At 60.8% G+C, this 19,608-nt stretch carries 22 protein-coding genes and 2 tRNA genes; 15 read left to right on the top strand and 9 right to left on the bottom strand.

The annotated features are described in order from the left end of the window. Positions 1-42: 42 nt before the first annotated feature. Entirely contained in the window at positions 43-837 is a 795-nt protein-coding gene (locus ACZ5C7_RS10030; RefSeq protein WP_464376172.1) for an NAD+ synthase, read from the top strand. Between the two features lie 58 nt (positions 838-895). On the opposite strand, the gene ACZ5C7_RS10025 is transcribed toward ACZ5C7_RS10030, so the two are convergent. Next, positions 896-1,594, bottom strand: coding sequence for an enoyl-CoA hydratase/isomerase family protein (locus tag ACZ5C7_RS10025; protein ID WP_464376171.1), 699 nt, complete (start codon positions 1,592-1,594; stop codon positions 896-898). A gap of 60 nt (positions 1,595-1,654) precedes the next feature. On the opposite strand from ACZ5C7_RS10025, the gene ACZ5C7_RS10020 reads away from it, so the two are divergent. Next, positions 1,655-2,323 (top strand): DUF7114 family protein, encoded by a 669-nt coding sequence (locus tag ACZ5C7_RS10020; protein ID WP_464376170.1) that lies wholly within the window; start codon positions 1,655-1,657, stop codon positions 2,321-2,323. 145 nt (positions 2,324-2,468) lie between these two features. Continuing rightward, positions 2,469-2,540, top strand: a tRNA-Thr gene (locus tag ACZ5C7_RS10015). 322 nt (positions 2,541-2,862) lie between these two features. Here ACZ5C7_RS10015 and ACZ5C7_RS10010 read toward each other — a convergent pair. From ACZ5C7_RS10010 to ACZ5C7_RS09990, 5 genes are all read right to left on the bottom strand, one after another. After that, entirely contained in the window at positions 2,863-3,264 is a 402-nt protein-coding gene (locus ACZ5C7_RS10010; RefSeq protein WP_464376169.1) for a hypothetical protein, read from the bottom strand. 125 nt (positions 3,265-3,389) lie between these two features. After that, positions 3,390-3,566, bottom strand: coding sequence for a DUF7576 family protein (locus ACZ5C7_RS10005; RefSeq protein WP_464376168.1), 177 nt, complete (start codon positions 3,564-3,566; stop codon positions 3,390-3,392). 7 nt (positions 3,567-3,573) lie between these two features. Beyond that, entirely contained in the window at positions 3,574-3,876 is a 303-nt protein-coding gene (locus tag ACZ5C7_RS10000; protein ID WP_464376167.1) for a HalOD1 output domain-containing protein, read from the bottom strand. Between the two features lie 151 nt (positions 3,877-4,027). Further along, positions 4,028-6,235 (bottom strand): bacterio-opsin activator domain-containing protein, encoded by a 2,208-nt coding sequence (locus ACZ5C7_RS09995; RefSeq protein WP_464376166.1) that lies wholly within the window; start codon positions 6,233-6,235, stop codon positions 4,028-4,030. A gap of 102 nt (positions 6,236-6,337) precedes the next feature. Then, positions 6,338-6,715: a hypothetical protein gene (locus tag ACZ5C7_RS09990; protein ID WP_464376165.1), complete on the bottom strand. Its 378-nt coding sequence runs from the start codon at positions 6,713-6,715 to the stop codon at positions 6,338-6,340. A 341-nt stretch (positions 6,716-7,056) separates the two neighbouring features. On the opposite strand from ACZ5C7_RS09990, the gene ACZ5C7_RS09985 reads away from it, so the two are divergent. The 6 genes from ACZ5C7_RS09985 (at position 7,057) to ACZ5C7_RS09960 (ending at position 11,444) form a co-directional block, all read left to right on the top strand. After that, positions 7,057-7,617 carry a DUF7978 family protein gene (locus tag ACZ5C7_RS09985; RefSeq protein ID WP_464376164.1) on the top strand — a complete coding sequence of 187 codons (561 nt, stop codon included), beginning with the start codon at positions 7,057-7,059 and terminating at the stop codon, positions 7,615-7,617. An 81-nt stretch (positions 7,618-7,698) separates the two neighbouring features. Continuing rightward, entirely contained in the window at positions 7,699-8,256 is a 558-nt protein-coding gene (locus tag ACZ5C7_RS09980) for a DUF7978 family protein (RefSeq protein ID WP_464376163.1), read from the top strand. A 95-nt stretch (positions 8,257-8,351) separates the two neighbouring features. Then, complete coding sequence (locus ACZ5C7_RS09975) at positions 8,352-8,816, top strand: MOSC domain-containing protein (RefSeq protein WP_464376162.1); 465 nt, start codon at positions 8,352-8,354, stop codon at positions 8,814-8,816. A gap of 199 nt (positions 8,817-9,015) precedes the next feature. Next, positions 9,016-9,810, top strand: coding sequence for a YqcI/YcgG family protein (locus ACZ5C7_RS09970; RefSeq protein ID WP_464376161.1), 795 nt, complete (start codon positions 9,016-9,018; stop codon positions 9,808-9,810). 75 nt (positions 9,811-9,885) lie between these two features. Further along, positions 9,886-10,122, top strand: a complete 237-nt coding sequence (locus tag ACZ5C7_RS09965; protein ID WP_464376160.1) for a CDGSH iron-sulfur domain-containing protein — start codon at positions 9,886-9,888, stop codon at positions 10,120-10,122. A gap of 134 nt (positions 10,123-10,256) precedes the next feature. Next, entirely contained in the window at positions 10,257-11,444 is a 1,188-nt protein-coding gene (locus ACZ5C7_RS09960) for an MFS transporter (protein WP_464376159.1), read from the top strand. Positions 11,445-11,567: 123 nt separating this feature from the next. On the opposite strand, the gene ACZ5C7_RS09955 is transcribed toward ACZ5C7_RS09960, so the two are convergent. Beyond that, positions 11,568-11,879: a DUF7091 family protein gene (locus tag ACZ5C7_RS09955; RefSeq protein WP_464378427.1), complete on the bottom strand. Its 312-nt coding sequence runs from the start codon at positions 11,877-11,879 to the stop codon at positions 11,568-11,570. A 155-nt stretch (positions 11,880-12,034) separates the two neighbouring features. Here ACZ5C7_RS09955 and ACZ5C7_RS09950 point away from each other — a divergent pair, with 155 nt between their 5' ends. The 4 genes from ACZ5C7_RS09950 (at position 12,035) to ACZ5C7_RS09935 (ending at position 15,587) form a co-directional block, all read left to right on the top strand. Then, positions 12,035-12,964 (top strand): replication factor A, encoded by a 930-nt coding sequence (locus tag ACZ5C7_RS09950; protein ID WP_464376158.1) that lies wholly within the window; start codon positions 12,035-12,037, stop codon positions 12,962-12,964. A gap of 1 nt (position 12,965) precedes the next feature. Next, a complete protein-coding gene (locus ACZ5C7_RS09945; RefSeq protein WP_464376157.1) occupies positions 12,966-13,592 on the top strand; it encodes an RPA family protein in 627 nt (208 codons plus the stop codon). A gap of 139 nt (positions 13,593-13,731) precedes the next feature. Then, positions 13,732-14,136, top strand: a complete 405-nt coding sequence (locus tag ACZ5C7_RS09940) for a DUF8146 domain-containing protein (RefSeq protein ID WP_464376156.1) — start codon at positions 13,732-13,734, stop codon at positions 14,134-14,136. A 176-nt stretch (positions 14,137-14,312) separates the two neighbouring features. Then, on the top strand, positions 14,313-15,587 hold the full coding sequence (locus ACZ5C7_RS09935; RefSeq protein ID WP_464376155.1) for an RNA-guided endonuclease InsQ/TnpB family protein: 1,275 nt from the start codon (positions 14,313-14,315) through the stop codon (positions 15,585-15,587). 117 nt (positions 15,588-15,704) lie between these two features. On the opposite strand, the gene ACZ5C7_RS09930 is transcribed toward ACZ5C7_RS09935, so the two are convergent. Then, positions 15,705-16,160 (bottom strand): DUF5814 domain-containing protein, encoded by a 456-nt coding sequence (locus ACZ5C7_RS09930; RefSeq protein WP_464376154.1) that lies wholly within the window; start codon positions 16,158-16,160, stop codon positions 15,705-15,707. 140 nt (positions 16,161-16,300) lie between these two features. Here ACZ5C7_RS09930 and ACZ5C7_RS09925 point away from each other — a divergent pair. After that, a tRNA-His gene (locus tag ACZ5C7_RS09925) sits at positions 16,301-16,373 on the top strand. A gap of 355 nt (positions 16,374-16,728) precedes the next feature. Here the strand turns inward: ACZ5C7_RS09925 and ACZ5C7_RS09920 are convergent. Further along, positions 16,729-18,078, bottom strand: a complete 1,350-nt coding sequence (locus ACZ5C7_RS09920) for an MFS transporter (RefSeq protein WP_464376153.1) — start codon at positions 18,076-18,078, stop codon at positions 16,729-16,731. Between the two features lie 449 nt (positions 18,079-18,527). On the opposite strand from ACZ5C7_RS09920, the gene ACZ5C7_RS09915 reads away from it, so the two are divergent. Then, complete coding sequence (locus tag ACZ5C7_RS09915) at positions 18,528-19,607, top strand: Vms1/Ankzf1 family peptidyl-tRNA hydrolase (protein WP_464378426.1); 1,080 nt, start codon at positions 18,528-18,530, stop codon at positions 19,605-19,607. The last annotated feature ends 1 nt before the right edge of the window (position 19,608 follow it).

Here is a 19,608-nt window from a genome sequence, read left to right as displayed (position 1 = left end):
TTCGGGGGAGCCTATTAGGAGTCACCCGCCGTAGACAGCCGCATGATCGACCTTCGCTTTTCGGAGGGGGAGCTGAAGCGACGACGCGAGCACATCCAGGCGTTCATTCGAGCGCAAGTCGACGCCGCGGGAGCCGACGGCGCGGTCCTCGGGCTTTCGGGCGGCATCGACAGCACGACGGTCGCGAACCTGGCGGTCGAAACGCTCGGATCGGAGAACGTCCACGGACTCGTCCTCCCGGCTCGAGTCAGCAGCGACGAGAACATGAGCGACGCCGAACGCGTCGCGGTCGACCTCGAGATTTCCTACGACGTGATCGAGGTCGAGCCGATCATCGACGCGCTCCTGTCGGCCTATCCGGAAGCCGAGGGCGACCACGTCGCCGTCGGCAACGCACGGGCGCGAGTGCGTGCGGTACTAAACTATCTCGTCGCCAATCACGAGGACCGCCTCGTGCTGGGGACCGGAAACCGGAGCGAGGCCGCGGTGGGTTACTTCACCAAGTACGGCGACGGAGCCGTCGACTGCCACCCAATCGGGAACCTCTACAAACAGCAGGTCCGACAGGTTGCGAGCAGTCTCGGCGTTCCGGAAGATCTGGTCCAAAAGACGCCCACAGCGGAACTCTGGGAGGACCAGACCGACGAATCGGAGATGGGCTTTGGCTACGACACGCTCGATTCGATCCTGGCGACCCACGTTGACGGCCCACTCTCGGTGACGGCGACCAGCCGACACCTCGACATCGACGAGGAAACTGTCGAAGAAGTCCGCGGGATGTACGAAGCCAGCGAGCACAAGCGTAACGTCCCGCCCGCGCCCGAACCGCTCGAGTGAACGGCGTCGATTTTCGTTTTGCGTCAGTGTCGCTTCACTTGCCGTACTCAGCAACGAATTACTCGAGTAACGACTGTACGTCCGCCGCGTGCGCCTCGAGCAGTTCGCCGAAGGCCTCCGCCTCCGCCCGTTCCTGCGTCGCTCGTTCGCGATCGTCTCGAACTCGCTGTTTGAGGACCGCGAGCGCATCGGGGGCGTTTTCGGCGATTTCCTCGGCGACCACCCGCGGTTCGGCTTCGATTCGAGAGATCAATCCGGTTCGAAGCGCCTCCTCGGCGTCGACGACGCGACCGGAGAGCACCAACTCGAGGGCGTCGCCCTCGCCGAGAATCCGCGGGAGCCGAACGGTACCTCCCCACGCACCGAAAAGGCCGAACGTGACGCCGGGTTCGCCGAACGTCGACGAGGGCGTTCCGACGCGAACGTCACAGGCAAGCGCCAACTCGAGGCCGCCACCTCTGGCCGGCCCGTCGATTCCGGCGACGACCACGGCGGGCGACTCCTCGATAGTTCGAGCGACGCGCTGCCCTCGACGGGCGAACGCCTCCGCCCCCTCGCGGTCGAGGTCCCCCACGACGGAGAGATCCGCACCGGCACAGAACGCCGAACCGTTCCCCTCCAGCAGGATCACCGGCTCCTCGGCGGTCTCGAGCGCCGACTCGAGGTCCTCGAGCGCCTCGGTCGTGAGCGCGTTGCGAGCCGCCGGCCTGTCGAAGGCGATCCGCCGGATCTGCCCGTCCCGCTCGGATGCAATCATGTTCGGTCTCTCCCGTCCGTTTCCAAAGGTCTTTGGCTGGTCCGTCGTAACCCACTGTCAATGGATAGGGCCGACAGCTGTCGGCGTGCCGCCCGCGATGCAGTCTCGGACGTCGAGCCACCCAGATTGTACGACTTCATCGAAGAGACGCTCGAAGACGCCTCGATGGTCCCCGGCGTCTTGACGCTCGAGAGTGCGCGCGAACTCGACCCCGAGAGCGACCTCGAGGAGATCGACCACCACGCCGCGGGCGTCCAGTTGATTTACGAAGGGCTTCGACTGACTCGAGCGCTCGCCCACGACGAACCCTGGACCGAGAGCGACGGCGACGCCGGCGACCTCGAGATTCTCGCCGCCGACATCCTCGTCGCTCGCGGATTCTACCTGCTGGCGCGTACCGACGCGGCCGGAAAGGCCGTCAGAACCGTCCAGGAGTTCGGTCGGAACGAAACCAGGCGAGCCGAATCGGACCGCGAGCCGTCCGAAGGCGACACCGGCGCACAGTTAGAGCAAAACGTCCTCGAGCTCGCGGCGCTCACCGGCGCGTCGGCCGTCGGCAAAACGCCGACGCCGGCGCTTCTCGAGACCGCGACCGAAATCGCTGGTTCGGCCGACTCGAGGTTCCCGCCCGCGGCGGAGTGCGTTCCGAGACACGATCCGGATCCAGCCGAAGCGACCCCCGAGGACGGCCACAGTCCGGATCCAGCGGCGTCGGCGACGGATTCGTAACGGGTTTCGACGGCGTTCGGCGACTCGAGTTGTACGGGTTCCACGGCTCGGATTTTCGATGACTCCACGACTCGAGTCAACCGTACCCACGCCCTGCGGTGAATCGAAACGCATAAAGACGACTCGAATCAACCAACACATGCGTGCCTGGGTAGCTTAGCGGTAAAGCGCGTCCTTGGTAAGGACGAGAGCCCGGATTCAAATTCCGGCCTAGGCTTTCTGCGACGAACTTTCGTGAGGAGCGAACGCCAGACCCGGAATGTGAAACACGCGAGTCACAGCCCGCACAGTCGAACGAAGTGAGGCGAGCAGGACTGTCTCGCCATCGGATTCAAATTCCGGCCTCGGCTTTCCCCGTTCTCCAACCTCAGCTTTTCCCGTTCTCGGTTTCGTCACCTATTCTCGATGGAGAGTCCGATGTTTGGCTCCCGTGATGTTGGAACGCAGACGGTACGAACGACTCCAAGCCGGAGTTACAACGTGGCGCAGTACCGGTGGACCTCAGCGAGCACTCGAGACGAGAACGGGTATCGAGCCAGCTAACAGCCGGCGGAGCGATGGGTAATCGTGATATCCCACTGGCCGCTGGTCACCATCGCCTCGTTGACGAATCGAACGTAGTGCGTCCCGTCGGTCTGCGCCGTCACCGTTCGGTCGATATTCTCCGACGGACCGACCTCCGCGACGAGCGTTCCGTTCGGATTCTCGACCTCGAGTTTCGGTCGAGCGCCGTCGCCGGTCTGGACCGCTTCGATCGCGAGCGTCTGCTCCGCTTCCATCTCAGCACGCCACGTGATGCTTTCTCCAGCCCTGTACGTGTCGTATTCGTCGACGAACGTTTCCTCCTCGCACGAATCGCCGACCGCTTCGCTCGTACAGCCCGCGAGCGAGACTGCAGTCGCCGCCCCCACACCAGCTAAGAACTTCCTTCGGTGAATCATACACGGGAAGAATTACCCGTTTGGTACATGCTTTGTGGTGTGCGTTCGACCAATTCGTGACGAGCCACGATAATAATTGACAAATATACACTTCTACAGTTGCAGTTCGTTTGCTACATCCCGGCTCACGAACGCGTGACCGACGACCGTTCCCACCGTTGCCGACAGGTCGGTCCGCAGAATAGGTGGACTCGAGTGTCGCCGTCCGACTCGATGACGGCGGGATGCCACTCGGCCGTATCGATGACGCTACCGCAGTGGTTACACCTCGCGATCGATTCGGCTGCGGGAGGCGTACTCATCTCGAGGTTAGTCGACGCTCGTGGGTTCGGCCTGTGGGGACGACCGGGCCGGCGCGTCTCGAGCGACGTCGATCGATCCGTCCGCATCGACCGTTACCGTGCACTCGGCGTACGAGAACGTAACCGAACCCGCCGCTCGTCGGCTGCCGGATTTCGTCGGTTCGAACAGCGTGTCCAAACTCTCCGGATCGATCGCGTCAAAGATCGGCTCGAGCTCGAGGGGGTCGGTGTTCTTTTCTTCGGCAACCGCCTGAACGACTCGCTGACTAACTGGCGGCGAGTCGGTCGTCGAAGATTCGAAGGGACTCATTGAACAGTATTCGGTTAGGAGCCTCGCCGGATAGTTGTTGCCAGTATCACGATATCATTCCTCGCGGGAGGGGGCTATCAAGCTAGCCCCCTCGTCGGTACTCCCACTCAGCCGAACGCCGTCTACGAACCAGACGGAGTCCCTCGGAAACTCACTCCCTCGAATCTTCGTACAGCATCGAGAGGAACTTCTGCTCGCTCGAGCGGATGTGACGGCTCGCCGTCGGCTGTGCGATGTCGAGAATGTCGGCCAGTTCGTCCGATTGGGTTTCGCGCGGCCACTCGAAAAAGCCCGCATAGTAGGCCGTCTCGAGGACCTCGTTCTGGCGTTCGGTCAGCCGGTCTCGGAACTCGGCCTCGAATTCTTCCGGCGTCATTACCGGCTCCTCGTACTCCCGTCGCGCGACGAGTTCGGCTTCGCCGAGCCGATCCGAGAGCACTGCGTCGAACGCTCTCGGGTCCGAACTTTGCGGAATTCGGATCACGATTCGTGCGCTTTCATCCGTCGCGACGACCTCGCGAACGACGGCCCCGCGCTGGAGCAACTGCGCCCAGACGGTCGTATCGTCGAGAACGCACTCGAACAGAGACTCATCCGACCGATCCGTCAACAGTCGGATATCCCGAACCTGCGTCGACTCGTTCGCCCACGCTTCGATCTCGTCCGGATCCTGCTCGCGAGCAGCGAAAAACATCGTCGTCGCACCATCGCGACGCTCGAGGAGGTTCTCGATTTCGATCCGGCCGCCGGTTTGCTCGACCAGGCCGAGGATCGAGTCGCCGCGGTCGCGAACGTCGAACGCGAGTTCGACGGACCGTTCGCTCGTAAACGCCTGCTTGCGCTCGTCGGCGTTCAACGCGTAGCCGATCGTCTCGCCGAGTTCTCGAAGGACCGCGATTTCCAGTTGATTGAACGCGTTCTCCGTCGCCGCATAGAGGTCGAGGACGCCGTAGAACGTGTCTCGGTAGACGACCGGGATGGCGAGGTTCGATCGGTAGTCCCGTCGAATCGCCTCCTGACGCCAGGACTCGAACGGCGGCTCCTTGTAGATCGTGTTTTGGACCTGCGGGGTCCGCGTCCGGATCGCACGCTCGAGGGGCGGCCGAGTCGAGTCGTCGTCCCCGTCCGCTTCGTCCGCCGATGTATCGCCTACAGAATCCCCGCTGACACGATCTCGGTCCGCCGATTGTCCGCTGACACGATCCTGGTCCGCCGATTGTCCGTCCGCCAGCTCGACGATCGACTCGAGGTATCCGTCTTCGACGCCGGCTGCCGCCTCCGAAACGAGTTCGTCGCTCGCCGGATCGACCGAGCCGAACCACGCGAATCGGTACGGTTCCAGCGAGACGAGCTGTGAGCAGATATCGGACGTGATTTCGTCGCGCTCGGTGGCCCGGCGGAGCGCCTTCGTGAGATCTCGAATGATGTCGTTGATTCGCCGAACGCGCTCGAGCGTCTCAGTTTTCTCCTCGAGCTGGTTCTTTCGGTCGCGCAACGCCTGCTCCCGGTCAACGCGCTCGATCGCCGAATACGCGTTCGCGACGAGTATGCTCGCGATGTCGATATCCGAATCGACGAACGTTCCGCTTTCGGTCGCCCCGACGACGAACACGCCGTGGGTCCCGATCGGGTGCAAAATCGCGCTCCGGAGATTGGTCTCGTCGGCTTCGACGGTCGTCTCCGCGAGGAGGTCGGTGAACACGCGACTCTCCTGGCGGACGAAAACGTCCCACGGGATCGATCGATCCGTCGCAAACAGCGATCCGTCGTCCGCGATCGAGAGTGCGTCCACGGCCGGCGTCCACGAACACGGGTCGAGTCGACCGTCCTCCTCGTCGTACAGCAGTATCGAGGCGATCGGCTGCTCGAGCGTCGACTGAGCAGCCGAGACGGTCCGTTCACAGACGCCGTCGCGCGATTCGGCCTCGGTCAACTCCTGTGCGAAATTATTGAGTCCTGCGAGTTGGGCTTCCCGTCGCTGGTGGTCGGTGACGTCGCGAACGATACCGCTGAAGTACCGGGTTCCGTCGTGTTCGAACTCGCTCAGGGAGATACTAAGCGGGATCTCCTTGCCGTCTCGGTGTTGCCCCGAAAATCGGATGTCGTCCCAGTCGAGGGCCGCCTCGTTCGTCCGGAGGTATCGATCGACACCCTCCCGAAACCGTCGAGCCTGCTCCGTCGACATCAACTCGTCGAGCGACTGCCCGAGGAGTTCCTCGGGCGACTGTCCGAAGATGTCTTCGATGGCGGGGTTCGCGTACTGAATCGTCCCGTCGGACGTGATCGTGATAATCCCGTCCCGGGCGCGTCGGGCGATCGTCTCGAGGTGCTGTTCGGGATCTGGAATCGACGGTGGCACTACTGGGGATCCAACGGCGACACGTTTGTGTGTTTCCCGGCGAGACGGGAACCTACTCGAAAAACCAAAGAGAGAATGGCCGTCCGGAAAGAGACTACGCGTTCAGTGCTCGAGTGACTCGAGGTACCGATTTTCGGCGGAACGTCGAGAGCCCGCGAGGCGGTGCAACCACCGGTAGCAATCGTCGGCGACGAGCCACCACTGCCGGCCCCGATATCGGTTCCGTATCGACTCTCTGATTCCCTCGTCGGGCCCGCGGAAACAAACGATCAGCGACCACATCGTACAGGCGGCGAACGCGCCGAACGCCGAGAACGTCATATCGAGAGTTAAAAACGTCAGCGAGTAGACGCCGCCAATCACCATCGACGGAACGCTCGTCGCCCGCGGAACGCGTGCGGCCGCGTCCCGAAGCGTTGGGGCCAGGAAGACGACCGAGAGGAGACTGCCGGCGAGAAAGACGAAGTCTTGCCAGGCCATTACTCGTCCACCTCGATCGAAATCGTGATCTGATCTGTCTCAGCCATACGAAGGACTAGAACGGCCGAGGGAGAAAGTGCGAATCGGCTATGACCCTAGGCCCGATCACAGCCGACGGCGCTAGATTGATACAGTCGTACGGAACGGCCGACGGCGGCGACGTTCTCGCGGCCCGAACGTGCTACCGAACTGTTCGACCTGCCAAGTCCAATCACCCCGGAGTCACGAAATCGATGCACCGGTTGGCCGCAATAGCCGGAAGAAGACGCTCGATGAGATTACATACCAGACAGCGTGTATGACCACGAAGCTTATGTGTTTCTACTAACGTCGTTCCCGGTATGTCCACACAATCGGACGGACTGCTCGAGAACGTTCCAGTGGTACAGGGCGGAATCTACGGAGCGGTTGCGTTCGTGGCCGGCTACCTCGTTTCGTTTTTCCTCCTCGAGACGGACCTCGAGTTCGACTCGGACTGGATCGCCGAGATCGCCTCGGAGAACGCGTTCGAAGCGGCCGGTATGTTGTTCTTTAACACCCACTTCGTCGATATCGAAGTGAACGTCGTCGGACTGGACACCACGACGACGATGTTCGCACAGGCCGAAACTGGCCTTCCCGAATTCGTCTACCACATCGTCCCAATCTTGCTCCTCATTGTAGCGGGTTACCTCGTCGGGCGAGGGGCGCTCGGAGCGGGTGCATCGGTCGAAGACGGCGTCAAGGCCGGTGCGACGGTCGTCGTCGGATATCTCCCGCTCGCAGCGACGAGCGCGTACGTCTTCGCCGTCAACGGATCGTTCGGCAGCGCGGAGCCGGAGACGGCGACCGCCATCCTGCTCGCGGGGCTCGTCTTTCCGCTCGTGTTCGGCGCAGTTGGCGGGATCATCTCTTCAGAGTGAAACGAGTAAAATCGATGGCGAAAAGGGGGCGTTCGAAGACAGTTCAACAATTTTATACGGTTCTGTCGGATTGCAAATCGTATGTCGAGAACAGACGACGGAGATGGGGTACCGCTCAAGCAGGGTGCAATCGTCGGTGCTGTGACCTTTATTTCGGGGTACATTGCAACGTACGTCCTCGCGACGGTCGATAGCGAGATCGAACTCGGCGAGGAAGAAAGCACGTTCGAAATGATCGGCCTGCTGTTCTACAACGCTCAATTCGTCGATATGGAACTCTCAGGTCTCAACGGCACAGAGACGTTCAATATCCTCTCGGAGGAGTCGACGCAGATACCGGAGCTCGTCTACAATGTGGTCCCGATCGCGCTTCTCGTTGCTGGCGGGTACGTTCTCGCGACGCGCGTTATCGAGAACCGGCAGACGACCGAAGCAGGGACCAAACTCGGCGCGTCGATCGTCGTCGGCTATCTTCCGCTCGCGTTCCTCGGAACCATCGTGTTCGAAGAGACCACCGAGGGCGGACTGTTCGGCGGATCGGTGACGCTCGCACCGGAAACCCTGCCCGCAATCGTCCTCGTTGGGTTGCTCCTACCGCTGGCGTTCGGTGCGCTCGGTGGGTATCTGGCGAAGCAGTAACGGTCAACGAACGACGATATCTCTTCATCGAACGCGATCGCTGATCGTCGAACAGAATCGAGAAAGCTACGGGCCTCGAGTTGCAAAACGTCTCAATGGAATCCGGACGCATCGTCTCGATCGGGATTGCGGCTGAACAGGGGGAACCGATCGAGTCGCACGAACGGGTCGAGGCCGTCGCGAACGCGGGGCTCATCGGGGACCGGTACTTCGACGACGACGGGACGTTCGGCGACCGCGACGGAAGCGACCTCACGCTCATCGAACGGGAGGCGCTCGAGGCCGTCGAGGACGACTACGACATCTCGCTCGAGACGGGTGCACATCGCCGGAACGTGACGACGACGGGCGTCGCCCTGAACCACCTCGTCGGCGAGGAGTTTCGCGTCGGAAACGTGCTCTGTCTTGGCGTCGAACGCTGCGAACCGTGTTCGTACCTCGAGAGCCACCTCGAGAAACGAGGGATTCGCGACGCGCTGGTTCACCGTGGCGGATTGCGGGCGCGAATACTCGAGGGCGGCACCATCGAGGTGGGAAGCGAACTCGAGATCGACCCGTAACTAGCGGTCGGGCATATCGACGTCGTGACTCGTACACCGACGGGGTTTGGAACCAAATACCAAAATAAGGCGGCAACTGACTGATCTGTGGCGAGAATGTACAAGCTGTGCACGGATAGGTGACCACTCGAGTAGTACAAACGTCGAACGTATCGAGAAAGAGAAAAACACATAGCGACTCAGTTTGTAAGACTGCAGTATGAACGAGCCCGGCGTAGCGGTGCTGATGGACCAGGAGACGATCGCCCAGCGCGTCGAGTCGGGAGCCGCCCCGGAGTGGGTCGTCGACCACTTCGAGAGCTTTACCGGCGGCATTCTAGGCGAGCGAAATGGGAGTCCATTTCCTTGTTACTTCGGCGTCGAATCCGTCGAGAAGGGCCAGCCGCTGTACACCTGCGTCTCGTCGATGACCGACAGCGAGGCGCTCTTTTCGCTGGGCGAAACGCTCCTCGAGTACTTCGAGGTCTACGAAGACCACAGCGAACAGGCCTCGCTCGTGACGTTCTTTCGACCGCCGGAACGAGCGTTGACCGAAGCCGAATACCACGACGCGCTGTGGCACGTTTTGCAGGTGTTACACGCACACGACCCCGAGCCCTGGCCGGAAGACATTCCGACGAACCCCGACAGCGAGTACTGGGAGTTCTGTTTCGGCGGCGAGCCGATGTTTCCCACCTGCCGAGCGCCCTTTTACGACACGCGAAAAAGCCGATACTGTCCGATCGGACTCGAGATCACGTTCCAGCCCCGGTCGCTGTTCGACGGCATCACCGCCGACACCGAGGCCGGTCAGCGGGCTCGAGACGTTATTCAGGACCGGATCGAGGACTACGACGGCGTCTGTCCCCACGCCGACCTGGGCGACTGGGGCGTCGAGGGCGACCGCGAGTGGCCCCAGTACATGCTCACCTCGGACGACTCGCAGGCACCCGATACCTGCCCGATGAACGTCTCCCGACAACACCCGAAAGGCCCCGTCGTCATCGGCGACTGAAGACGCTTTTCCGTCGTCGTTAATCGGGGTTGCCCACCGCTACGCTTTCGGTGATACGCCCTCGAGTCGAAGGCGATGACACGACTCGTGGAACTCGAGGCGAAGGGACCGCGAAGACTCACCGCGGACGACATCGACGAGGAGAAAGGCGACGTTGCCATCTGTCAGTGCGGACTTTCGGAGTCGTTTCCGTTCTGTGACGGCAGTCACCGACAAACCGAGGGCGAAGCGGCGGACGAACGGTACGTCTACGACGACGACGGCTCTCGGGACCTTGTCGAACGGGTCGTCCGCACCGACGACCCGAAGTAGCGACCGCCCGAACCATACCGGATCGACAGCGATTGATCGCCCGATTTCTCGAGCACTACCGGTACCGCGGCGAAAGCGGGCTCGATCGGTGGATATCAGAACACTTTCTCTCCCCCGGTGACGACGATTCCGTTGTGAGTCTCTCTACTGGTGAATCTCCCGATGGGCGCCGAAGCTGGATCGTGGCGTTCACCGGCGCGATAGCGATGATATTCACGTTCGGAACGGGATTTTCCTACGGCGTGTTCTTGACGCCGTTCAGCGAAACGTTCGCCATCGATCCGGTCGCCCTCTCGACCGTGTTTGCGATCATGCTTTTCGCGTTCTACATCGGTGCCGGAGTCGTCGGCGTCTTTGCCGCACACGTTCCGTCCCGAACGATACTACTTGTCTGCGCCGGGATTTCGGGGCTGCTGGCACCATCACTGTACGTCGTCGACGGCTACGTCGGGCTGGTCGTCGTCTTCGGACTGGTGGGTCTCTCGCTCGGAACGGTGTTCGTCGTTCTCGCATCGATCGTTCCCCGCTGGTTCGAGTCGTACCGCGGGGCCGCGACGGGGCTCATTTTCACCGGCAACGGGCTCGGTCTGTTCATCCTGCCGCCAGCTTGGCAGTACGCGATCGATTACCGTGGCGTTCGAGAGGGATTCCTCCTCATCATGTCGATCACGGCGGCCGCGTTTTTCGTCGCCGGAATCACGTGTCGACGACCCCGGTGGGCCGATCGATCGACGGCCTCTGCCGGAGAAATCCTCGAGTGGTTACGCGAGCTAGCCAAAGCCCGAACGTTCCGACTGCTGTTTGTCGGAATCGGGCTTTCCTTCGCGTGGTATCAGCTCCTCGCGGCGTACGCGATCGATCTGTTCACGGCTCGAGGACTGACCGCGGCCGGCGCTTCGCTCGCGTTCGGGTTCGTGGGCGGGTTCAGTATCATCTCGCGGATCGGGGGCGGGCTCGTCGCCGACAAAGCTGGATTCAGACGAACGTTCCTCGCGTCGCTGGCCAGTGCGGCGATCGGTGCCTCGCTGTTGCTCGTCCCGCATTCGGCGTTCATGGTACTGGCCATCTTCTTCCTCGGTATCGGGCTCGGCGGCTCCGCGACGCTGTATATTCCCGTGCTTATGCAGACTTACAGCCGGACAAAGGATACCGCCGTCATCGGGATCTTCAACGTGGGGATCGGAACGTTCTCGCTCGCAGTACCACCCATCGGAACCGCAACCGTTGCATACACCGGTTCCTACACCATCGTCGTCTTACTCACCGTTCTCGCGCTGGTCGGGGCGATCTGGGCCGTTGGCGCCGGTTCCCGAACGGCCTGACAGCCGGACGCTTCTCGATGGCGACCCTCTCACCCACCGGTCTGCAGCCTTGAGCCAGCGTTCTCGAGTCCAACCCGGCGATGCTCGAGCGTAACGGACGACAACATCAACGAGCGAAACAGCCTACCACGTCTCGATCCGGCCCGATCGAACGTCCTCCACGCAGCCCTCACAGTCCGGATGGTCCGGTTCGTAACACGCGGGACGGTACTCGTCGTCTAGCTTGGCCGCCCGCTGTTCGGCGTAGCGCCGACAGACGATTTTCGCTCGGCCCGCCTCGTCGGTCGGCAGTTCGCGAGCGTGTTTCGCCCCTTCGTAGGCCTTTCGAGCCTCCTCGAGTTGCTCGTCGGTCGACCGACGCAACCCTTCGTACTGCTCGCCCGCCTGCTGGAGTGTCGTGCGAACGAATCGCTCGAGGCGTCGCCTGTCTGGCATGGCTTCGATGATGGTTCGAGAGCCGGCCACATAGGTTCGTCGCCGGCCGAAAGACGATTCGCTGTTCACTTTCGCTCCGGTGGCGGCAGTTTAAATAGTATTGGGCACGAAATTCGGTATGCCTCCCATTGATACACAGGAGGAGGCGAGAAACCATGAGCGACGTACGACAACACGCCGAAGACATACACGACCAGTTTTCAGACCATCTCGACGTCACGGTCGACGACGTCGAGGAGCGCCTGACGACCCTCGTCGACGAGTACAAAGTCCCGATCGACGAAGGTCGCCGGAGCGTCACGAACCACTACCTCGAGGAGGCGGGCCTCGAGCGCGAAGACATCGCAAGCGGCGGCAGTGAAGCGGTCAACGTCGAAGATATCGACGAAGAAGAGCAGTGGGTCGACATCACCGCGAAAGTCATCGAGCTCTGGGACCCCCGAAGCGACTCCGTCGCACAGGTGGGTCTGCTCGGCGATCCGACGGGAACGATCAAGTTCACCAAGTGGGCGAAGTCCGACCTTCCGGCACTCGATGAAGGCGGCGTCTACGAGCTCAAGAATGTCGTCACCGACGAGTACCAGGGTCGGTACTCGGTCAAACTCAACAGCACGACGGTCGTCGAGGAACTCGAGGACGACATCGAGGTCGGCGACGACACCTCCGAAATCGAAGGTGCGCTCGTCGACATGCAAAGCGGCAGCGGCCTCATCAAACGCTGTCCGAAAGAGGACTGTACGCGCGTCCTCCAGAACGGCCGCTGTAACGAACACGGCGAGGTCGAAGGCGAATTCGATCTCCGCATCAAAGGCGTCGTCGACGACGGGATCGACGCCCACGAGGTCATCTTCGACGCCGAAGCGACCGAATCCCTGACCGGGATCAGCCTCGAGGAGGGCAAGGAGATGGCGATGGACGCCCTCGATACGACGGTCGTCGCCGACGAAATCCGCGACAAGATCATCGGGACGTACTACCGCATCGAGGGGCCGACCTTCGGGCGGTACGTCCTCGCGGACGACGTCGAAGAACTCGACGGACCGGTCGATGCCGAACAGCTGCTGATCAAAGCGAGGTCGATGTAACATGTCTCAGGCAGAACTCACCCGCGAAGTCGCGCGTCGCGTCTTCGCCTCCGAATTCAACGACTCGACGTACACCTTCAAAGAAAGCGACGACGAACGCGCGCCCAACTACGCGTTGCTCCCGACCGGAGACCGCGCGAACCGCGCGTTCATCGTCGGCACGCTCACCGAAACCGAAGACGTGGGCGACGAGAGCGAGTACTGGCGCGGCCGCGTCGTCGATCCGACGGGGACCTTTTTCGTCTACGCCGGCCAGTACCAGCCCGAAGCCGCCGCCGTCCTCCGAGATACGGAACCGCCGGCGTACGTGGCGATCGTCGGCAAACCGCGAACGTACGAGACCGAAGACGGGAGCGTCAACGTCTCCGTTCGCCCCGAATCCATCTCGATCGTCGACGACGCGACCCGCAACCGCTGGGTCGTCGAAACCGCCGAACGCACCGTCGAGCGAATCGAGGCCTTCGAGGAGTGGGAAGCCGAACAGGAGGCCCCCGAAAGCGGTTCGACGGCACCCGGCAACGAGTACGCCCAGATGGCTCGCGAACGGTACGACTCGCCGGTCGAGAACTACCGTCGCGACGTGATTCAGGCCTTGGAGAGTCTCGAGGATCTCGAGGCGCCCGCCTGAATCCACGCCGATACCGACGTATTCCACACATTTTTGCGTATTTTCGACTGAGAGGCATTGTAGCAGTTCATAATTGGCAGTTACCACGCCGAGAACGTCTGACAAATCGTTAAGTGAATCGAAGACGGAAACGGTACCAATGGGCAACAAGAACAAAACGATCTCGTTCCGGGTGAACGAGGACGCGTTCAAGTCGCTACAGGATATCGCCGAGGAGCGCGATATCTCGTTGTCTGCGGTGTTTCGGGACTACGTCGATTTGCTGGTCGAACACGACGGACAGATCGAGGTCGTTCCCGAGTCGGAACTCGCCAGCCGACAAAGTGGCGACGACGAGCCGACCTATCCGCCGACCGTCGAGGTTCCGAAGAGCTTCGTCCGCGAACACGAACGCCTCGAACTCGAGGCCGAGCACCTCCGTGAGCAACTCGAGGAGCACAAATCGTACGTCTCGGAGCTCCGGAGTCGCCTCGAAGGGGAAGAGGACGAAGTGTTGTTGCTCGACGATCTGGACGAGGACGACGAGCAGTATCCGCTTCGATGATCTTTGCGGGCGTCTCCAGTGAGTTATGGAAGTTACAAGGCTAAAACCCCGCCCTTCAGGGCGGGGATACAGCCGACAACTCCTACACAATCCACTGTCGGTAGCAAGGCGGGATATTCCACGCTAACCGACGCTATTAACAGAACTCCGTTCATAACCAGTTATGAAGCCAGAAAATGAGTCGAACCATCCGAACCTTCGAGGCCACGATTACGAACCAGCAACAGGTTCGTGGCGACCTCGATCAGCTCGGATGGGCCACCTCAAAACTCTGGAACGTCGGTCGCTACTACGCACAAGAACAGTGGGACGAAACGGGCGAGATCCCCGATGACGGGGAACTCAAAGCCGAACTCAAAAGCCACGAACGCTATACGGACTTGCATTCTCAATCCAGTCAGCGCGTTCTCGAAGAACTCGCTGAAGCGTTCAACGGCTGGTTCGGTAAGCGTCGGAACGGCGACGACCGTGCCCGACCGCCCGGCTACCGGAAAAACGGAGACTCCCACCCGCGTTCAACCGTGTCGTTCAAAGCGGCTGGCTTCAAACACGACGCACAGTTTACCCGCGTCCGCCTCTCAAAAGGCCGCAACCTCAAACAACACCGGTCAGACTTCATCCTATGCGAGTACCAGACTCGCCCGGATATTGACCTGACCGAGTGGGACATTCAGCAGGTTCGCGCCGTCTACAAACGCGACGAGTGGCGACTACAATTCGTCTGTCGCACCACCATCGACCCGGAACCGCCGGGAGACGAGGTGGCTGGTGTTGACCTCGGGATATGCAACTTTGCCGCCGTCTCCTTCGGCGGTGAATCCGTGTTGTATCCCGGTGGCGCACTCAAAGAGGACGAGTACTACTTCACGAAACAAAAAGCCAAATGCGACGATTCCTCGTCCCGTGAAGCCACTCGTCTCGACCGCAAGCGAACGGGTCGTCGGACGCACTTCTTGCACGCACTCTCGAAATCCATCGTCGAGGAGTGTATCGAACGAGGTGTCGGAACGGTTGTCGTTGGCAATCTTGGCGGTATCCGAGAAGACAACAAGAACGGTGACTCTCGGAATTGGGGCGACCACGGCAATCTCGACTTGCACGGGTGGGCTTTCGACCGCTTCACAACGCTACTCGACTACAAGGCGGAAGCCGAAGGCATCGACGTGGAGTTGGTGTCGGAACGCGATACGTCGAAGTCGTGTTCGGCGTGCGACCATACAGATGACAGTCAGCGTGTCGAACGTGGCCTGTATGTCTGCGATGAGTGCGGTACAGTAGCGAACGCGGACGTGAATGGTGCTGAGAACATTCGACAAAAGGTACTCCCGAGTCTCGCCACGGATGGCGGCGATAGGGATAACGGCTGGTTGGCACAGCCAGCGGTTCACCTGTTCGACCGTAGTGAGGGCGTTTTCGCCCCACGAGAACAGGTCGTGAACCGCGAACCGTAATATCCCAACGCGGTCGGGAATCCTCGTCCTCGAAAACGCGACGCGTTTTCGGGTGCAACGAGACGCATTGCGTCTCGTCATGCCCCTTCAGGGCGGGGAGGATGTCAACGTCTCACTTTACCGCGCCAGATCGTTCTTGACCTGCCGAATCTCGTCTCGTTTCTCGTCGTGTCCGTCGACTCGAGCCAGCCCTTCGGCCGCCTCGAGCGTTCGAATGCCGTTATCGAGAAAGGAGAGAACATCGCCGGAGTAGGCGTAGACCATGTAGTCGTCGCTCATCACGTCGACGATGGCGTCCGGACCCAATCCCTGTGCGCGTAACTCGAGCAGGTACTGAATGAACTTCCGCTCCGGGCAACCACAGTAAGGGTTGTTGTCGCAGTTACAGTCCAGAAAGTCGCCCGCGAAATCGAGCACTCGCTCTCTGGTCGCGTCGTCTAACTTCTCGAGGCCCTTGCCCTGGAAGAGCATGTCGAGAGTCGCTCCCTTGAACGCCCCTTTCGGAATGTTCGTCTCGAGCTGGGAGCTCAACTGGCGATGGTTTTTGACGTAGATTTTGTCGGTGATGGCCACGCGTTGAGCGAACGTAGGCGAGCGAGCGCCAAAAACGACTCGGAAGCGGGCGCAATCAGGGGACGACACGCTGTGACACGGCGTCTCCAAGAGCGTAACGTATTTCAGGTACTCCGCGATTACATAGAAGTGCACGCGTGTCCGGGTTGGGGTAGTGGACTATCCTTCAGCCTTGTGGAGGCTGAGACGCGGGTTCAATTCTCGCACCTGGACCTTTTCGCGACGAACGGACGTGAGGAGTGAAAACGCCAACAGAGAATTGAACTGTGTCAGTCGCGCACAACGGAGCGAGCACGTCTGACCTGAGTTCAATTCTCGCACCTGGACCTTTTCGCGACGACAATACGGAGGAGCGGAACGTCTGATCAGGGAGTGAAACGACTGTGGTTCAATTCTCGCACCTGGACCGTTTCACACCTAGACTGCTTCGTGACGACACTCCGAGAGTGAAAACGCCGAAACTCGAGACGCCCCCTCGAGTCACGCAGTCACGTCACCTCTCGAATCGCTCCGTCGCCTTTTCGGCCCTGAACGATAGCAAACGACGAAACGAGTAGCGCAAGCGAAGTCAGTCGTCGGCGGGAACGCCAGTTCCCGAGCGGACGGTCGTCGACCGCGATCGATAAAGTGCGCTCGCGAGACCGATACCGGCGACGCCGAGGATGAGGTAGATGACGAAGCCGGTCGCATACCCGGAGACGCCCTGAATATCGACGAAGAGGCCGAGTATCGGCGGGACGACGAATCCACCGAAGCCGCCGATGCCGCCGACGAGTCCCGACGCGCCACCGACAGCTTCGGGGACGTACTTCGGGAGTAATTGGTAGATCGCGGCGCTGGCGATTCCCATCCCCGCTCCAAGGACGATCGTGGCGACGACTGCGGTGTACGGATCTCGAGTGAGTACGAGGACGAGCGTCGCGAGCGTGATCGTTCCGAAACTCATCAAAGCCGTCTCCTCTCCGCCGCGCCGATCGCTGATCACGCCGCCGCCGATTCGACAGAGCGGCGAGAGAAGGGTAAACGTGACCGCGGTGACGATACCAGCGGTCTGTACGTCGAATCCGTGAAGGTTGGCCCAGTACGACGGATACCAGACCGTGAGCGCGAGATAGCCGCCAAAGGAAACGAAAAACAGCGATGTGAGCATCCACGATCGGCGAATGGTAGCTGCCTTGCGGATCGATTCCATCGCATCGCCGGTGGGAAACAGTTCCTGACCGGCCTCCTCGGCGCGCGACTTCGCTTCGTCCTCGTCGAATCCTCGTTTTCGATACTGGAAGTACGGCGCGTCCACGGCGAAAATTACGAAGACGATCGTTCCGACGAGGAGGAAGGCGAACCACGCGGCGTACGTTCCCGTTAGCCCGAACGCGAGCAGAGCAAACGGAGAGACGATCGTAAACAGCCCTGGGGACGTGGTTCCTAGACCTGCGAACACCGCGAGCATCGTGCCCCGCCGGTCGGATTTGTACCAGTAGGAGGTGTCGACGGCCCCGACGGAGAACGCGGCGATCCCACAGCCGCTCAGCGAGCCGAAGAAGAAGATGAGCGGGTAGTGTACAATCGTCAGGCCGTCCGGATACGCCGTCAGAAGGATCACTAGTAATCCGCCCATTCCAACCGCCGACAATCCGAGCAAGATAGCGAACGGTTTCTTCGCACCGACGTCTTCGACCCACGCACCGAAGGGGATCCGAAGCAAGGAACCGGTTAACTGCGGTGCGGCGACAAGCAATCCGAGCAACAGACCCGACAGTCCGAGCACTTCCTCGAACTCGGTTGCGACCGGCCCGTAGACGACGACGCCGGCGAATCCGACGAAATACCCGAACGTCGAAACCGCGACCGCCTGTCGAGGACTGCCGCGAATGTCCGAACCGCCGACGGACGACTCCTGCGATACTTGCTCGCTCATTCGTCGCTGGTGTGGTCTTCGATACGCAGATACCGGCCGAACCGACACGTTCCTCGTGAATTCGACATCACTTTCGGGAGTGTATCTGAGAGTGGTCCAATCACGAAACACCACCATTTTCGGTGCTTCGGTTCAAATCCGCGTACTGAATCATGGAAATAGAAAACACAGGAAGGTACTAAACGATAATCGTTTACATTTTATGTAATTTTCTGCTTCAGAGAAGTGATTTTGCCAGTCTGTAAATAGATTAGAACGATATAAGGTCGTAATAGTATCGTGAGACGGCTCCAATCGGACGGGCGTCCACAGACCTTCGCGTTAGCTGCTAACTATTATCAAATAGAGTGCCGACCTCGCAAACAATGGTTGCGAACGCCAGCAGACACCTCACTTGTCCCACTCTCGAAGACAGATGCAAGATCGATACCATCGATCACGAGATCATTATGTCACTCGAAGATTACGAACTCCACGAGCGGCTCGATAGACTCGCCGACGCCGAAGTAGATCGAGACGTTCTCCTCAGCCGTACCGTCCCGCCCGACGGGTCGATCGGCGAAGCACGACAGCCCATCGAAACCGACTACGCTGAGGCGACACAACTCGACGAGCGGTCGTTTCCGAAACCGCTCGTCGAAGCTCTCGAGGAAGCCAAACGATTGCTCAACGAGTACGACGAACTTCCGGAAAACGGACTCGCCATCTACGCTGGCGTGGTCGATGGCGACCTCCGGACGGCAGCGTTCGACGACCTTCCCGTGCCAGTCGGTGAACAGACGTACGAACACGCGAACGAATTCGATCTCGAGCCACTCGAGGAGCTCACCGAACAGTCCTCGAACTACGGCCTACTCGTCGTCGAACGCGGTGGGGGTGCACTGGGTCGACTCGAAGATGGGACGATCGAGGTGATCGATACGTTCGAGAGCAACGTGCCGGGAAAGTCGAGCGCGGGTGGTCAATCCGCCGAGCGGTTCGAACGCGATCGGGAACGAAAGAAACGAGAGTTCTTCGATGAAGTCGCAGAGCGAGCGGAACGTGAGTTTCTCGGCGACAACGCGGTTGAGGGTGTCGTCCTCGGCGGGACGACGGGAACGATCGAGGAGTTCCAAGCGGAAGCGACGCTCGACCATCGGCTCGAGGATCGAATACTCGACGAGTTCGCGGTCGAGTACGCTACCGAGCAGGGAATCAGACAGCTCGCAGAGAAAGCCGAAGAAACCCTCACGGAACGAGATCGGCAGGCGGCTCGCGAGACGCTCGAGTCGTTTTTCGACGAGATTCGAACGGACGGGGACAGCGTCGCTTACGGGATCGACGAGGTCGACGACGCGCTCGAGTACGACGCGGTCGAAACGCTCCTCCTTTCGACGGCGGTGGACGGACAGCGCCTCCAGACGTTCGGCGACCGAGCGATCGACCAAGGCGGCGAAACAGTCGTCGTCCCCGACGACTTCCCGGACGGGGTGCGATTCGTCGAGGCGTTCGACGGGGTTGGAGCGCTGCTTCGGTTCCCGATCGAGTAAC

This window comes from Halostagnicola alkaliphila, assembly GCF_055379965.1.
The sequence above is the reverse complement of the archived record's forward strand: the minus strand, read 5'-3'. Positions and strand labels throughout refer to the sequence as shown.

What these genes read in the sequence shown, in the direction of transcription:
- ACZ5C7_RS09920 (WP_464376153.1), bottom strand. Translation starts at nt 18,078, where the DNA reads ATGAGCGAGCAAGTATCGCAGGAGTCGTCCGTCGGCGGTTCGGACATT.
- ACZ5C7_RS09980 (WP_464376163.1), top strand. Translation starts at nt 7,699, where the DNA reads ATGTCGAGAACAGACGACGGAGATGGGGTACCGCTCAAGCAGGGTGCA.
- ACZ5C7_RS09965 (WP_464376160.1), top strand. Translation starts at nt 9,886, where the DNA reads ATGACACGACTCGTGGAACTCGAGGCGAAGGGACCGCGAAGACTCACC.
- ACZ5C7_RS10020 (WP_464376170.1), top strand. Translation starts at nt 1,655, where the DNA reads ATGGATAGGGCCGACAGCTGTCGGCGTGCCGCCCGCGATGCAGTCTCG.
- ACZ5C7_RS10000 (WP_464376167.1), bottom strand. Translation starts at nt 3,876, where the DNA reads ATGAGTCCCTTCGAATCTTCGACGACCGACTCGCCGCCAGTTAGTCAG.
- ACZ5C7_RS10030 (WP_464376172.1), top strand. Translation starts at nt 43, where the DNA reads ATGATCGACCTTCGCTTTTCGGAGGGGGAGCTGAAGCGACGACGCGAG.
- ACZ5C7_RS09955 (WP_464378427.1), bottom strand. Translation starts at nt 11,879, where the DNA reads ATGCCAGACAGGCGACGCCTCGAGCGATTCGTTCGCACGACACTCCAG.
- ACZ5C7_RS10010 (WP_464376169.1), bottom strand. Translation starts at nt 3,264, where the DNA reads ATGATTCACCGAAGGAAGTTCTTAGCTGGTGTGGGGGCGGCGACTGCA.
- ACZ5C7_RS09945 (WP_464376157.1), top strand. Translation starts at nt 12,966, where the DNA reads ATGTCTCAGGCAGAACTCACCCGCGAAGTCGCGCGTCGCGTCTTCGCC.
- ACZ5C7_RS09935 (WP_464376155.1), top strand. Translation starts at nt 14,313, where the DNA reads ATGAGTCGAACCATCCGAACCTTCGAGGCCACGATTACGAACCAGCAA.
- ACZ5C7_RS09915 (WP_464378426.1), top strand. Translation starts at nt 18,528, where the DNA reads ATGTCACTCGAAGATTACGAACTCCACGAGCGGCTCGATAGACTCGCC.
- ACZ5C7_RS09975 (WP_464376162.1), top strand. Translation starts at nt 8,352, where the DNA reads ATGGAATCCGGACGCATCGTCTCGATCGGGATTGCGGCTGAACAGGGG.
- ACZ5C7_RS10005 (WP_464376168.1), bottom strand. Translation starts at nt 3,566, where the DNA reads ATGAGTACGCCTCCCGCAGCCGAATCGATCGCGAGGTGTAACCACTGC.
- ACZ5C7_RS09970 (WP_464376161.1), top strand. Translation starts at nt 9,016, where the DNA reads ATGAACGAGCCCGGCGTAGCGGTGCTGATGGACCAGGAGACGATCGCC.
- ACZ5C7_RS10025 (WP_464376171.1), bottom strand. Translation starts at nt 1,594, where the DNA reads ATGATTGCATCCGAGCGGGACGGGCAGATCCGGCGGATCGCCTTCGAC.
- ACZ5C7_RS09990 (WP_464376165.1), bottom strand. Translation starts at nt 6,715, where the DNA reads ATGGCCTGGCAAGACTTCGTCTTTCTCGCCGGCAGTCTCCTCTCGGTC.
- ACZ5C7_RS09940 (WP_464376156.1), top strand. Translation starts at nt 13,732, where the DNA reads ATGGGCAACAAGAACAAAACGATCTCGTTCCGGGTGAACGAGGACGCG.
- ACZ5C7_RS09950 (WP_464376158.1), top strand. Translation starts at nt 12,035, where the DNA reads ATGAGCGACGTACGACAACACGCCGAAGACATACACGACCAGTTTTCA.
- ACZ5C7_RS09985 (WP_464376164.1), top strand. Translation starts at nt 7,057, where the DNA reads ATGTCCACACAATCGGACGGACTGCTCGAGAACGTTCCAGTGGTACAG.